Source organism: Sphingobium sp. KKT206 (genome assembly GCF_055640555.1).
Map to the genome: position 1 here is coordinate 443,553 of NZ_CM145765.1, position 14,141 is coordinate 457,693.

At 59.2% G+C, this 14,141-nt stretch carries 14 protein-coding genes; 7 read left to right on the top strand and 7 right to left on the bottom strand.

Annotation, left to right across the window (positions count from 1 at the left end):
* Positions 1-7 precede the first annotated feature (7 nt).
* The 3 genes from ACZ2HM_RS20015 to ACZ2HM_RS20025 all read right to left on the bottom strand — a co-directional run bounded on the left by ACZ2HM_RS20015 (position 8) and on the right by ACZ2HM_RS20025 (position 1,687).
* Positions 8-274: a type IV conjugative transfer system protein TraL gene (locus ACZ2HM_RS20015; protein WP_086486402.1), complete on the bottom strand. Its 267-nt coding sequence runs from the start codon at positions 272-274 to the stop codon at positions 8-10.
* Between the two features lie 120 nt (positions 275-394).
* Entirely contained in the window at positions 395-712 is a 318-nt protein-coding gene (locus ACZ2HM_RS20020) for a hypothetical protein (RefSeq protein ID WP_130752833.1), read from the bottom strand.
* Positions 713-886: 174 nt separating this feature from the next.
* Complete coding sequence (locus ACZ2HM_RS20025) at positions 887-1,687, bottom strand: DsbC family protein (RefSeq protein ID WP_130752832.1); 801 nt, start codon at positions 1,685-1,687, stop codon at positions 887-889.
* A 585-nt stretch (positions 1,688-2,272) separates the two neighbouring features.
* Here ACZ2HM_RS20025 and ACZ2HM_RS20030 point away from each other — a divergent pair.
* The 6 genes from ACZ2HM_RS20030 (at position 2,273) to ACZ2HM_RS20055 (ending at position 6,730) form a co-directional block, all read left to right on the top strand.
* Complete coding sequence (locus ACZ2HM_RS20030; RefSeq protein ID WP_130752831.1) at positions 2,273-2,692, top strand: hypothetical protein; 420 nt, start codon at positions 2,273-2,275, stop codon at positions 2,690-2,692.
* A 211-nt stretch (positions 2,693-2,903) separates the two neighbouring features.
* Entirely contained in the window at positions 2,904-3,326 is a 423-nt protein-coding gene (locus tag ACZ2HM_RS20035) for a helix-turn-helix domain-containing protein (RefSeq protein ID WP_130752830.1), read from the top strand.
* A gap of 8 nt (positions 3,327-3,334) precedes the next feature.
* Positions 3,335-3,964: a GntR family transcriptional regulator gene (locus ACZ2HM_RS20040; protein ID WP_130752829.1), complete on the top strand. Its 630-nt coding sequence runs from the start codon at positions 3,335-3,337 to the stop codon at positions 3,962-3,964.
* Positions 3,965-4,135: 171 nt separating this feature from the next.
* Complete coding sequence (locus tag ACZ2HM_RS20045) at positions 4,136-4,270, top strand: benenodin family lasso peptide (protein ID WP_119748366.1); 135 nt, start codon at positions 4,136-4,138, stop codon at positions 4,268-4,270.
* 67 nt (positions 4,271-4,337) lie between these two features.
* The gene (locus ACZ2HM_RS20050; protein WP_165418740.1) at positions 4,338-4,982 is read left to right on the top strand and encodes a lasso peptide biosynthesis B2 protein; all 645 of its coding nucleotides are present in this window, start codon (positions 4,338-4,340) and stop codon (positions 4,980-4,982) included.
* Between the two features lie 419 nt (positions 4,983-5,401).
* Entirely contained in the window at positions 5,402-6,730 is a 1,329-nt protein-coding gene (locus ACZ2HM_RS20055) for an asparagine synthase-related protein (RefSeq protein ID WP_470427310.1), read from the top strand.
* A 28-nt stretch (positions 6,731-6,758) separates the two neighbouring features.
* Here the strand turns inward: ACZ2HM_RS20055 and ACZ2HM_RS20060 are convergent, their stop codons facing one another.
* The 4 genes from ACZ2HM_RS20060 to ACZ2HM_RS20075 all read right to left on the bottom strand — a co-directional run bounded on the left by ACZ2HM_RS20060 (position 6,759) and on the right by ACZ2HM_RS20075 (position 13,085).
* Positions 6,759-8,828 carry an Atxe2 family lasso peptide isopeptidase gene (locus ACZ2HM_RS20060; RefSeq protein WP_130752827.1) on the bottom strand — a complete coding sequence of 690 codons (2,070 nt, stop codon included), beginning with the start codon at positions 8,826-8,828 and terminating at the stop codon, positions 6,759-6,761.
* The gene (locus ACZ2HM_RS20065; protein WP_470427311.1) at positions 8,828-11,401 is read right to left on the bottom strand and encodes a TonB-dependent receptor domain-containing protein; all 2,574 of its coding nucleotides are present in this window, start codon (positions 11,399-11,401) and stop codon (positions 8,828-8,830) included. Before ACZ2HM_RS20065 ends, ACZ2HM_RS20060 begins: the two co-directional genes overlap by 1 nt.
* A gap of 87 nt (positions 11,402-11,488) precedes the next feature.
* On the bottom strand, positions 11,489-12,532 hold the full coding sequence (locus ACZ2HM_RS20070) for a FecR family protein (RefSeq protein ID WP_470427312.1): 1,044 nt from the start codon (positions 12,530-12,532) through the stop codon (positions 11,489-11,491).
* A complete protein-coding gene (locus ACZ2HM_RS20075; protein ID WP_086486075.1) occupies positions 12,525-13,085 on the bottom strand; it encodes an RNA polymerase sigma factor in 561 nt (186 codons plus the stop codon). The genes ACZ2HM_RS20070 and ACZ2HM_RS20075 overlap by 8 nt, the downstream gene beginning before the upstream one ends.
* Positions 13,086-13,652: 567 nt before the next feature.
* Between ACZ2HM_RS20075 and ACZ2HM_RS20080 the strand changes: the two genes are divergently transcribed.
* Positions 13,653-14,009, top strand: a complete 357-nt coding sequence (locus ACZ2HM_RS20080) for a hypothetical protein (RefSeq protein WP_217884268.1) — start codon at positions 13,653-13,655, stop codon at positions 14,007-14,009.
* The last annotated feature ends 132 nt before the right edge of the window (positions 14,010-14,141 follow it).

The following is a 14,141-nucleotide window of genomic DNA, read 5'->3' on the forward strand; positions in this document are numbered from 1 at the left end:
TTCTCCCTCACTCGTAGAAGCGGGTCTGGGTGGGCCCTGGATAATGGGGAAAGGACAGCAATCCCCAGCGCCAGGCGAGATGTGGCAGGAAACCGCGGGGCTTCGACCGCTTCCAGGGGATGAAAAGGAGAAGGGCACCAACGAGCGACCAGCCGATCAGTCCGCCAACGATTAGTCCGACGAAGATGGTCGACATGACCAGTATGAACTCGTCCGACCCAAACCAAAGAATCTGGACAGGCCGATGCAAATACTGGGGCAGACGTTCGTCCATGATACCCTTCTCCTCAGGCTTCGCTACCCGCACGGCGGGGCGTCCTGAAAAGCCACCATTGGCTTTCCAGCTTCGAAGGCAGGGCGTTCGGGCGAAAACCCGAAACCCGTGCCAATCAGGTCAGATGGTCATCCCGAAGGACTGTAGGATGCTGTCGGCCTTGATGAGGCAGACCGCCGCCACGATGGTCGGGATACCGATCATGATATTGGAAAAGAGGCGCGATACGCCAAAGAGGAATGCCGCAACGCCGCCGACAAAGCCCAGCGGTCCCTTGACGCCCTGGTTCACCACGATGTCGTAAATATCGTAGCCAAGGTCGCCGGCGGCGGGCGCGGAAAAAGCATGGGCGATACCGGTCATGGCGAGCAGCGCCACAAGGGCAGTGGTGCCATGGTCGGCAAGGGCAAGCGCGCGTTTGCGCGATAGGGTCATCATCTTTGGTCTCCATCGAAAAGGGAGCCGTCCGCAGCTACGCCTCGCCCGCGAATGATCTCGCTGGCATGCCGAGGGTCGCATGGGACAGCTCCATGAGCGCGCGACCGCCGGCATTCCGGTCCGCCTGTTCCCGCACGGGCAGGAGACAAGGGATCCATGGCAGGATGAGAGGCATCACCGGTGTGCATCGGGCAGTGCCTTCGAAGGGGGCTTTCCCAGTGGCCTACTTTGTGGCGTATCGAGAAACGCCTCCAGCTGCGCCTGCTGGAACCCTGAAATGATCATGCCATTGGCGATCAGGGTGGGGGTCCCGCTCACGCCGATCTTGCGGACCAGCGCGCTATCGGCTTCAACCTTCGCGCGTCCTTTGGGGCAGGTCTCCAGCTTTGCCGGTTTCGCGCCATTATATATGGCTTTGAACGCAGCTGCCGGTTCAGGCGAGCAAAGGATATGCTCGGCCTTTGATGCGGCGTCCGGGTGAATGCCCGACACGAAGAAGATGAGGCGGCGCACCGGCTTCCCTTCGGCAGCCTTAGTCGCCCAGAAGCGGTCGAGCGCGCGGCAATAGGGACAGTCGGGATCGGTAAACTCGATGATTATGGGCGCATTCTCCGGGCCAATCGCCAGCGCCTGCGCCGGATCGATCGCGGATAATTGCTTGCGCGCCCGGTTTTCCTGATCCAGCGCAGTGAGGTTGAGACCATTGCGATCATAGATGGTCGCAAAGAGGATATGCTCGCTTTGCGGGGCATAATAGATAAGCCGGCCCCCGGCACTTGCCTGATAAATCGGCCCTGCGACCGGCGATGGCCCGAAATCCTCGAACTGGAGATTGGTGAAGGTCTGGCGCAGCTGTTTCTCAGCGGCTTTTGCAACAATGGCAAGGCTGGGTTCCGACGTCGCGTCCTCCGCTTGGCTGGGACCGGCAAGCGCGAAAATGGAGGCGAGGGCGGTTAGCGCAGGGGCGTATCTCATCGGGCCAATTCCCCGTAACGCCGGGCTTGGGCGTCAATAAGGCGTGCATCGATCCTGATCGATACGCCAATCGGCAAGAGATCAGGCGAGGTCCGGGATGCAGCCGGAATAGGACGGATCACAAATTGCCCGTTCGCCTCTCCGATATCGAGATGCGCCAGGGGCGTAAGGGCCGCCGGCATTGCCGCCGGGCGCGCCCACCCGATTGTCGGCGCCAGCAAGGCAGCCGATACCATCCCTGCCGCAACGGCAGGCCCAATTGCCAGTCTCATATAGGTCTCCTGTTGCGAAGGCGTTCAGCCCTCCGGTGCGACGCAAGATGACGGTCAGGCTTGGGCTTTTCTCTGCCGCAGCAGCCTGAAATTCGTCGTCCGCATCGCTATGGCCATCAGTTGCGCCAGCTTTTTGAGGGTCGCAATGGGGAGGGCACTGAGATGCCGAAAGCGGCACTGAAGTGCCGAAATCGGCATCTCAGTGCCGCTTTTTGCGCTGACTTCAGAAAAAATCGGACGTGAGCGACTTCAAATTCGCGCTCGGTCGTCTTGATCAGGGGGGCATCCACCCGAATCGCAAAGGGCTTGGGGCATGACAGGGCATCGTTCGCGGACGTACCGGCTGCGCTTGTCGGAGGAGGGGACAGACCTCTTCCTTGCCCAGCACCACCGTCTCGCCCGGATCGCCAGGAGCTTCATTCCCTATGGCGCAACCCTGGGCGTTGCTGTGATGCTCATGGAAAAGGTCGAAACCGGCGCGCTCGTAGCAGAGCTGGCCATGCCATCGCTCAAGCGCCTGTCAGGCAAATGCGAGCATTTTGTCGGGGCAACCGCTGTGCTCAATAGCACGACAGGATCCATCCTCAATCGGCTCGCGGAATCGGATTTGATCGGTGTCCGTCTCTCTGCAGGGGCATTGCACAATCTGGCGATCGCGCTGATGGAAAGCTGCGAAGATCATGAGCTTGCCAATGCCTGGCAGCGCGTGCAGGCGCGCATCGAAAAGAAATAGCAGGTTCGACCGACAGCGAGAGATCTGATCCGATCAGGACAATTGCGGCACTGGAACGCCATGTCTGCCTATCCCGAGCGCAACGGCGCTAAGGGAGAAATCAATAGTCTCAAAATGGAAACGAATATATTTGACGCGTTGTGTCATCCACGCGAATCTGCGGTCGTTGGAACGTGCATGGACGCTTTGAGACGCGATCAGGGAGGACCTGATGATCTCATCTCAAGGTGGCGCCTTTGAAGAGGGGGCGTCGATACTGGCCGAGGTCAAGTCGATCTCTGGTCGCCGCATTGAAGAACGGCGCAGGCGCCATCGTATAACCCAACAGCAACTTGCCGCCGATGTCGGGATCGGCGTGCGCTGGCTGCGCGAAATTGAGGCGGGCAACCCGAAGTCCCGTTTCGACGATCATGTCGCCTGCACGCACGCCCTTGGCCTTTCGGCGGCGCATCTCCTCATTCCCATGCTGTTTCTGGAGCATCATATGCACTTTCCACGCCATTTTTTCCTCGATGACATGTATGAACTCGAAGCCCGCTGCATAGAATTCATATCTGGCCTGAGCCTGAGGACCTTTCTCCGCCCGACTGGTGGTGGGCAAAATGGTCCGGCAGACTCAGGCTCTGCAGCATAGGTGGGGCCATGGCGCCTGACGCCTATACGGCCGCCCGGGTTCACCGGGAGATCAAGCAACTGATCATGGCAGGCAAGTTTCAACCGGGCCTGCCATTGGTCGCCCACACCCTTGCCGACAGGTTCGGGACCAGTATTTCCCCAGTCCGCGATGCTTTGAACCGGCTGGTCGGCGAGCGACTTGTCGACATGCAGGGCGGTGGGGGCTTCGCGATTCCGATCCTGAGCAAGCGCAGCGCCTTTCATCTCTATAGTTGGCATGCTGACATTGTTCGCCTGATCGTGAAGGTGATGATCCGTTTTGAGGAGATTGGCGCTCCGCCGGTTGCGCTTGTCAGCAAGAGCGCCGATGGTGCTGCCATCGCCGACGCTGCGGCCGAGTTCTTCGCGTTGCTGGCAGGTTGTTCGCCCAATGGCGAGCATCTCGACGCCATCATCCAGGCGGGAGAGCGACTCGCCGTCCTGAGGCTCCATGAGGGGGGGATCGGACGGCAGGGCGAAGAACTCGCGACCCTCTGGAACGTCACCCGCTCGGGTAACAGGAATGCGACGCGTGTCGCGATGTGGCAATATCACCGTCGACGTCTGTTACACGCTGATGAGATTTCATTGGCTGCCACCAGAGGAGTGAGGATTTAGCAACGGCGCTAAATGAACGGCTTAACAAGCCGGAGACTAAACGACTGTGAGTCGATTGACTAATCAAGCTTATAAACTGTCAGAATGGGAGCATATAAGATCGGATATATGTCAACTGCCGCCTACCATTATGGACGCCGCAAATAGTGCGGCTTTGTGATGGAGATGAACATGACGAACATCATCGAACATGACGAACTGGTCGTCGATCTGGGCGCTGCCTCGGTGGAGACAAAGGGTGCCGGCGTCGGCAACGCCGACAGTCTGGGCACCGAAATCCGGCAAATGGGCATTGCCGACGACTGATCGCGGAAAGGCGCGCATCCCTGGCGATGCGCGCCTTTCTTCTCGCCACTCAGCAATAGGTGCGAGCATGGCTTACAGGCTTCGCAATGGTCTTCATTTTTGCGTGTCCGAAGGTCGCACGATATTCTTCGATGTGCCCGGCGACCGTTATTTCGCGCTCAAACCGGAATGGGACAGCGCCTTTCAAAAATTCTCGCAGGATGAAAAGCCCGTGCCTGAACTCGCGGAGCTGGAGCGCGCGCGCATTCTCATCCGCTGCGATGGCGCCTGCGCGCCAATCCGCCCGGCTGCTATCGAAAGGGCAACCAGGGATATCTGTTTCAAACCGTCATCGCCCTTTGTCCGCTATGCGATGCGATGCATCCTCTGCCAGCTTCGTGCAATTGTGTGGCTGCGCCTGTCCAGTTTCGAGGTGATTATCAACCGACTTGGGACGCGCCGTCCGGCCACTACCGCCAGCCGTGCGGAGGATTTCATTGCTTTGAGCCAGGCATTTGCTGCGACTGCGCCATTGCGCCCCCGGCATCGCCATTGCCTCTCAAGCTCGATCGCCTATGTCGATATGGTCCGTGCATCTGGCATGGCCGCGACATTGGTGATGGGCGTAAGTGCCCAACCTTTCTCTGCGCATTGCTGGGTGCAGTCCGGCGATACCGTCCTCAATGACCGACTTGAGAATATCCGACCCTTCCAGCCAATTTTTTGCGTCTGATGCTGCGTCAGTTTCTCATATTTTCGAGTTCGGCGCAGGTTGCGCTCGACGGGCTGATCCAGCGAGCGCAGAGCGCGACCGGCCTGCGTCACGCCATCCAGCAGCAAGGGCTCGCGATCCTTGCCCGGTCGATCGAGGATGTTCTGACCATACCGGGTGGCGGGGGGTATATCCTTGGCACCCTGTTTGAAAAATATGGGCCTGCCCGTAGAATAGCACCAGACGATGCGCTAGCGATCGAGTCTTTGGCGCAATCTGATCCCATAGGTTCGCTGCGTGACCGCTTTTGGGGTGGATATGTCGCCCTGCTTGCCGATGGCGGCGGTTTCACAATGATGCGGGATCCCTCCGGCGCGATGCCCGGCTATATTATCCCGGTATCGGGTGGCTGGGCAGCGGCGTCCGACATATCTCTCTTCGTGTCCGCCGGTCTTTTGAAGCCGACAATCGCGTGGGATGAAATACCGCGCTATCTCGCCGCGAAAGATTTGCCCGCTGCAACGACGGCGATCCAACTTGTTCGGGAAATTTTGCCGGGAACCTATGAGCGTCTTACGGAGGGGCAGAGCAGTGCAACTAGCTTCTGGTCACCCTGGGACCATATATCGCCGGTAGAGCGGCCTGGCGCGGCGGCGATGGAGGAGCGCCTAAAGCGGACTGTAGATCATTGCGTTGCATCATGGGCGTCAACGACAGGCTCTGCGCTTTTAACCCTGTCGGGTGGCCTTGATTCCTCAATTGTCGCTTCGGCTTTGGGAACAAGCAAAAGGCCCTTTAGCTGTGTTACGATCAGCGCCGGGGATGGGCTTGGGAATGAACGGGACTATGCCCATGCTATGGCCAGCGCTGTCGGTGCTTCGCTGATAGAGGAGGACTATGATCTGGCTGACATCGACCTTTCCGTGTCGAGCGCCAGGCATTTTCCCAAGCCGATTGGCCTGATCCATGAAACCGCTTTTCACGCCGCGGCGATGCGTGTGGCAGGGGTGGCGGAAACCGATGCGATCTACACCGGCAGTGGCGGTGACAATGTCTTTTACAACAGCAATTCGCTGCGCCCGCTGCTGGATTGCATGAGAGCTCGAGGCCTTGGTACCGACGCCTTGCGGACATTGCGCGATATTGCCGGAAAATTGGAGATATCGGCATGGACGGTCTTGTGGCAGGTCGTACGTCAATATCGTCAGCTAAAAAGACCCTATGCCTGGCAGTATAATCTTCAATTCATGACGCGTGAGGCCCGGCAAGACATAATGTCCAGGCCGCTGTCACATCCGTGGCTTGAAGAGCAGGATGGCTCGCGCGCAGGCAAGGTAGGGCATGTCGCTTTTCTGCTGCGCATCCAGAATCACATCGAGGGCTATCTGCGCGCCTTCGACATGCCGCTCATAAATCCGCTCATCTCCCAGCCCATTGTCGAACTGGCGCTTGCAATACCAGGCTGGCACATGGTTGAGGGCGGCCGCGACCGCGCCGTCGCACGCAAGGCCTATCATGATGTATTGCCGCCGATCATCCGGGACCGGCGGCGCAAGGGCAGTCCAAGCAGTTTTGCAATCGCTCTTCTCCGCAGCAAAAGGAAGGACATCCGCGACCGCCTGATGGACGGCGAGCTGGTCGCGCGGGGCATGGTTGACGCCGACACTCTAGCCGCAGCATTGGTATCCGATTCCGGCTTAGAGCTGAGCTATATGCGCCTATCGGCTCTGCTCGACATGGAAGCCTGGATCGAACATTGGCGCGGATGATGTAGCGGCTATGTAGCGCGCTGAGCATCTAATCCGATGTCGGCAAATCTATCCCGCCTTGTTTCCAATCTCTCCTCATCTGCGCCCAGCGCGACGCTTCCTCACGCTCGATGCCATCGGCGGGCATCTTGTCCATCAGCCAGAAATCGAACCATCGTAGATTGCGGCGATAGACATTCAGGCGGTGGATTGGCTGGCGCTTGATATGGAGTTCGTCAGGGAAAACATAGACATCAACCGGACTATTGGCAGCGCGGAGCGCGCGGACAGCTTCCAGCATGGGGTAAAGCTCACCATCAGCCACTTGCATGAGAATGGGGAAAGCAACGCGGCTGGCATTGCGGGAAAGCGACATTTGCGACCAGATGGCTGAACTGGCTTCTGGGGAAGCAGGCCAGCCTATGCTTTGATAATGTTGCTGGATGGCGGTACCCAGAAGCCAGGTCTGGGAGGGCTCCCAGCAGCAGCCGCTGATCGATGCAGCATTGAACATTTGGCTGTGCAGCGCCGCAAATTGTGTCGTTGTCGAGCCGTCACTGAGTCCAGTAATCCCGATCCTGTCCGGATCGACCAGGCCTGTGTTGATCAGCTCCAAGACTTTGGTTTCTATCGTCGACAGGATATTACGCCGTGCGAGAAAGTCGGCATTTTCGCGTCTTTGCCTTTCTAGTGGCGCAAGCTGTTTGGCGGAGACGGGCGATTGGGGGCGCTCGATGTTGAGGACCAGATAGCCTGCCTTTGCGAAAAGCTGGATGGGGAATTCATCGCCCGTGCCCCCGCGCAGAAAACCCCTACTTTCATATTGGGTAATGATCAGCGGATAGTGGCGGCCCGGCTGGAATGTCGGTGGATAGACGAGATCACCATAGCTGGGGATTCCCATCGCATTGGTCCATTGCAGCCGCTCAACTCTACCGTGGACGATCTTTGCATGATCGGGATTGGGCTCGAAGATGGTCCTGCTCTTGCCGTCCTGCAGCCTGATCCTGTCTATATATCGGGGCCGGGTCGCGTTTTCGCGCACGCACAGGACATCATCGTCGATGGGTACGCATCCCTTGAGCAGGTCGCTCGTCTGGAAGAGGCGGGCAGGATCGGTGTCGCCGCCCTTCCATTCGTAAATGGCAGCGAGGCTTCGGCCCCATCCCTCTCGCCGTACAAACCGGATATGTCCGGACTGCGTGACCCATGGCTGACCTTCGATGTCGGTGCAGCTGGCGCTGCGGCAAAACTGCTCCGCCGTCCCGATCAGCATATGGATCCGGCCCATGCCCTCGGCATCCGCCTTGACATCGACCATTATCGCGCCGTTGCGCAGCGCCGCGGATCGATCGTTGGCGAAGGCGGCGATCTCCGCCTCAGTTGCTGGCCCGCGAGCGCTGCCGTCCAGATCCACTCTATAAAAGCGATAGGAAGCACCGCCGCGCGGAAAGGGCGCGCGCGACGCGAATGGAAAGAAGCGCTCATCGAGCCGGTAGCCCCGCAGCGCTTCCTGGTTCAGCTCTTCCGTCGGCGGACCATCCGCGCGCTGCTTGTACACAAGGCCTTTGCCGTCGGCCCCGAAGCGAAAATCGACAATGTCATCTTCTGGTGCTGCGACGGGGCGACTATGGCCCCCCACATCCCAACGCCACAATTGCAACCGATCATTGACGAGCTTCAGGAAAGCCAGATTGTCTCCGTTTGAAGACCAAAGAGGCGTGATGACCTTGGTGACACCAGTGGGAAATCCTCGCGTGCCAAAGAAATTATCATAGCGCCAGAAGGCGACGCCGGGTCCCGCGTCGATCAGCGATGCTTGCCCATTCTGGTCGACGATATAGATGCCGGAGCAATAGCTGTTGGACCTCCCGTCGGCCCTTCGCACGGCAACAGCGAGGCGCGATCGATCGGGTGAAAGGGTGAAAACAGGATCGCTTTCCATCCCGCCATTGGAGCCGATATCCAGGGTTTCAATGAGATCGGTGGCCTCGATGGGGCGAGGGGCTCCCGCCAACCGGCGAACCACCAACATCTTCGCGCAATCCAGATCCGCAGCTACGGCCGGCAGGGCGGCCGTAGCTGCGCCAGCAAGGCTCATCGCGAGGGAGATGAGCATTACCAGGCCTTGGAAAGGTTAAGACTGATGGTGCGCCCGATCGCGGGATAATTTGTCGCATCATAATTGGGCAGGGCGACGCTTGTCGTGCGAATAAGCGACGGCTTCCGATTCAAGATGTTCTGGCTCGCAAGCAGGAATGACCAACCAGCCCAGAGGCCGCTACCTTGAGGCTTCCAACCAATGGTGGCGTCAGCCGAATGAAAGGCTTTGACCCGGTAGGTCGTGCTGGTTCGGCTGTCTTTGGTGCCGCCAAGATAATTATAGGCGATCGCTATGCTTATCTCGCCGCGCTTCCAGCTAGCGTTCGCGCTCCCGCGCCAGTGCGGTGGTCGGAATATGGTGCCGGCCTGTTCGAAGACGGGTTGCCCCGCGCTTAGCTGCTGATCGCTTTTGAGGTAGCTGGCATTGGCTTCAAGCTTGAAATCGCTGCTGCCGGAAAAGAAGGCATAGGCGACCGAACTATCCACCCCCTGTATATGTTGACGGGCGACATTTTGATATCCGGTGTAGACGATCGCAGCAAGATTTGCAGGATCATACGCGGTGCCACTTAGATTTTGAACGCCGAGCGGCAGGCTGGCAGTTGCCGCCAATACCTGATCGAGGGTCGGATTGAGAATGATGAGGTCGGCATATTCGTTCCTGAATGCCTGCGAACTGGACGCTATGGGATAGGTTACGCGGTTTTTGTAGCGGACGTCGAAGAAACTGGCCTCGAGTTTCAGACCCGCTATCGATGAAGGCTCCAACTGGACGGTGAATGTAAGGGTCCTGGCCTTTTCAGCCTCCAGCGCCTTTCGACTTCCGTCGATCTGCAGAACATTTTCGTTGGTTGGGGGCGCTGGCAGGTATCGGCTTGAAGCGTACATCGTCGCCTGCGGAGCGATATTCAATTGGCTGAGCGTCGGCGCCTTGAACGATTTCCCCCACGCGGCCTTGAGCGTCAGATCGGCGATCGGCTGATAGGCAATGCCAAGCTTGGGTGTCGCAAGGCTGCCCATCTTGTCATAGCGTTCATATCGCAACGCGCCGGTGATCTGTAGCGCGTGAATGAGTGGCAATGCATTTGCGCCAGCGATCAGCGGTAGAAACATCTCGCCATAAGCGAATAGAGCGGTCTGCGAGTCTGTATAATTTTGGATGGCAAAGGTTGCAGCGGACGTCGTTCTGAAGATCGAGCCATCCAGGCCATTGGCACGCAGTCCGGCCCCCAGCGCGACACGTGCCTCTCCACCTGGTAAGGAAATGAGAGGGCCTTCACTGCTGAACTCTGCTGACCAAAGATCATTCTTGTAGCGCACATCGTTGACGAACAACCGGCTGTTGCCTGAGAAGACTTCCGCCTTGACACCGCTATCGCTGATAGCGCGCGTGAAGCGGGCGGTCATTTCCCAGTCGGTAGGCAGGTGGAAGGTGAGGGACGGGCTGATGGACCAGCTCTCGACGTCCGGGGAGGCGATGGCGCCGGACTGAATATTGGTGCCGCTGCCATTGGGCAGTGAGAAACTGGATTTACGGCGGATATAATGGGCATCGAGCCCGAACTCCATAACGTCGCCCAAGGATTGATGGCCTGCAACTACAGCGCTCAATTGCTTGTTTGACGGAAATATGGTCATTTCAGGGTTCACGGCGCCATGCGTGTAGGAACGCTGGCCGGCAGAGACGTCGGTCGCCTTGGCGAAATCAGCAGCGATCATGATGCCGCCGCTCTTCCATCGGCGACCCGTCACCCCGCTATATTGCTGCTGGAACGCCCCGCCATCGGTCGCGCCGCCAATTCTCGCGCTGGTTTCGAGGCCGTCGAAATCGCGGCGGAGGATGATGTTGGCGACGCCGCCGACCGCATCGGAACCATAAAGCGCCGATGCGCCGTCAGCGACAATTTCGACCCGCTCGACCGCTGCCAGCGGGATAGCCGAGATATCGATGCCCTGGCTCACCGCGTCATAGGCAAGCCGATGTCCGTTTAGCAAAGTGAGCGTAGCGTCTGCGCCCAGTCCTCTGAGGTTAAGGGCGGACGACGACGTGACATTTTCCGAACCATTCTGCCGAGCGGACACCACGCCGGGGTTCTGGCCGCCATTATAATTTTGCGGGATGCTCCGTGCGAATGATCCAAGGTCGCTATGGCCGAGCTCGACGATTTTTTCGCGGCTGGCCGATATTACCGGAGATGTTGGCTTCGCGCCGCGAATGCGGGATCCGGTGACCGACAGTTCGATGTCCGTCGCGCTTGTTACCGCCTCGCGCGACGGCGCTTCTCGCCCCCGCAGGGTGATGGTGCGCTCCCTGATGTCAGCGGTGAGGCCCGAAGGCGCGAGGAGGGCAGCCACGGCGTCTTCGAGCGTGTAGGCCCCGGCAAGAGGCGGGGCGCGACGACCCTTGAGCGACCGGCCATCGGCAACGAGTTGATAATCGCTCATCCTGGCTATGGCGCGCAGCGCATCGCCAAGATCCTGCTCAGGCAGATCGTAGCTTTTGGGTGCTTCCTGGGCATGGATCTGGGGAACCAGAATGCACATGGACAGTGCAACGCCGCTGAGAAGCCCAATTTTACCGATACGCATGAAAATTGCCCCCTTGTTCCGCAGGGCCTCTTATTGAGGCTCAGAACGGAAGACGGGCGCGTGCCTATCTAAAGCTGCAATGCGTCATTATTTTTCGGCGGTGAGCAGCAATATGTCTTTCTGGGTTCGTTCGATCTTGAGGTTGAGAAAGCTGCTCAGGGCTTGGGCAACGCGCTCAATATTGCGGATTTCGATGTCAGCGAAAATCTCGCGCGTGCCTAGCATTGGCTGAGCCAGGACGATCTTGGTCTCGCTATAGCTGTTTGCTTCGGCGATGACGTCGCTGACCGGGACATAATCATAGCTCTTCACGCCGCTCACCCATTGCTGCTCTGACCGTTTGGCAGGATTGACGGAAAAATCCGGGATTTGTCCAGCCTTGAGCGTCAATAGCTGGCCGGAATGCAATGTAAGGGCTTTGGGCAGCTGGCGCGGGTCAGTGCGGGGTAGTGTGACATTGACCTCGCCCTCGATGGCATGAACGCGTGCGCCCTTACGGATCGTCATGTCGAACTGGCCGACGCCTGCCGTCACCTCAATGCCGCCCCCATGTACCAAAAAGGGTCTTGCCGTCTGGCTGGCAACGGTGAAGCGGGCACGTCCACGCTTGAGTTCGATCGTGCGGCGCTCGGCAGTATATCCAATCAGAACCAACGTGTCGGTATCCAATAAGATAGAGCTGCCATCTTCAAGGCGCTCCGTGCGCACCTCGCCGACCCGTGTCTCCAGCGGCGTGCGCGCCTCGCTCTGCCCGATCAGCGAGGGCGGTGCATCGGTTGAACGCCAAAGCAGACCCGTTGCCGCAAGGAGGCAAAGCGCCACTGATGCGGCGAGGAGAAGCCGTGGTGGACGGCTTTCCACTTTTCGCGTCTGGTGCAGGAGAGGCCTGCGCGAATGCGTTTGTACGGCGGCTTGGCTTGCCTGCTGCACGGTGTCTACCACGCGCAGATAGGCGAGCTTACGGGAAGGGTTTTCGGCGATCCAGACGTCGAAGGCACGCTGATGTGGACCCAGCCTGTCGAGATTCCTGGGATCTGGCACAGCGTCCGCGTCGGCCATGATCAGCATGGCCCATTCATGGGCATCGCGCGATCCTTCGTGGGGATCATGATCGGCAGGCAGGTCAGTCATCATTCGCCTCGCGATAGGCGGTAACATGGCGAATGGCTTTGAGCATCTGTTTCTGCACGACCCAGAGCGGAAGATCGAGCTCCGCTGCAATCGCGACATAGGTCTGACCTTCGACCCGATTGCGCATGAAGATATCGAGCGTTTGTGGCGGAAGTTGGTTGAGGATCAGCGTCCAGCGCGCCAGATCTTGCTTTGCCTGCAACTCGCGATGGGTGTCGGATGGGGCAATTGCATGCAGGCCATCGTCGAGCGGCTTGGTGCGTTTCGACAACAGGGTCGATCCGCGCTCGACGAAATCGCGCAGCAGGTTCGTCGCGATGCGCGTGAGGTAAGCCTGCGGGCTGGCAAGCGCTTGTGCGGGCGCTGCGCGCACGAATCGGGTGAAGCTTTCCTGGGCGAGTTCGTCGGCATCGGCCTGATTGCCAAGCTGGCGCGCGAAGAAGCGCATGAGGCGGGGCTTCTCCCTTGTGTAGAATTCCGGGAAGCTGAACCTGCCGGAATCTCTGGTTATGACCGGATCGCGCAGGCGATCCTCGCTTCTGCCCTGGCTCATTCGTCGCACCTATGTCCTCTCGGGGCGACGGCCAAAGCCGGATGTTAGTAACCTGGCATACACACAGGCGCATGCGCCTTTACCGTTGCCGGCTGGACATACGCGCATGCCACCCGGCCCCAGTGAAACTGCGACCGAGCTGTATATGCAGGGGTTACTAAGCCCCACTTCTGCGCTTTCAACAGAAGCGGGGCTACCTTGCCGGATTGGCGGGGCAGCGCAACCCCCTAAGAAACCCATTATGACGTTTTTACGAAGCGAATTAGCAGCTGAAGCAGGGGGTGGGCGACTGCCCGCTGCGCGGGCATCGCGCTCGTGTCGGCACGGCGTGCCGCCGCGCCGACCGGGCTCGGCTGCGCCGATCCCGGCCCTACGGGCGGTGATCGCTGTCGCAGCGGTGAGGGCGGGGTGTGAAGCTGGGAGGTGGCGAGGAGAAAGAGGGTAGGGGACAGGCAGGACGCGTGATGCCTCCCGCACGGGAAACAGCATTTCCAGGGGTTAGAAGGGGAGGGAGAGTGGGTTGGGTGTCCCTGGAGGGACTGAACCCGATTTGCGGAGTGTCCTGATGTGACCTATCTAACTGTCCTGCGCCAGGCATTGGCGAAATTGATTTTGTGCCTTCAAAACCTGGCGGACGATGACCGTTGCTGCGCGCGGATCGACCGCTATCTCGATACTGTTGACCTGCAGATGATAGCCGAACCGATTGGCCCTGGGGGCAGCGAGGAAGCTGCGCGGATCAGGCAAGTTGTCGCCGGAATGGAGCCGCTGACGCGCGGCATACTCATTCTTGTCGTCGGACGAAAAATGAGCGTGGCCGAAGTATCACGGCGTTTTGGAATGCGCGAGGAGCGGGTGTGTCGACATTACCGGGCAGCCGTGGGCGAGGTGGCGGCGCGTTGCGAGGCGAACGGTGTGAGGTAAATCGCTGGCCCGCCTGTTGAGCAGCTAGACGGCAAGGACTGGGACTTTCCGGGCTGTCCGCTTCGGAGCGCTCCATCGGAATAAGCTGCCGTTCAGGGATCCCGTCGTGCGCATTTTTGAGGAAGAGCGTCG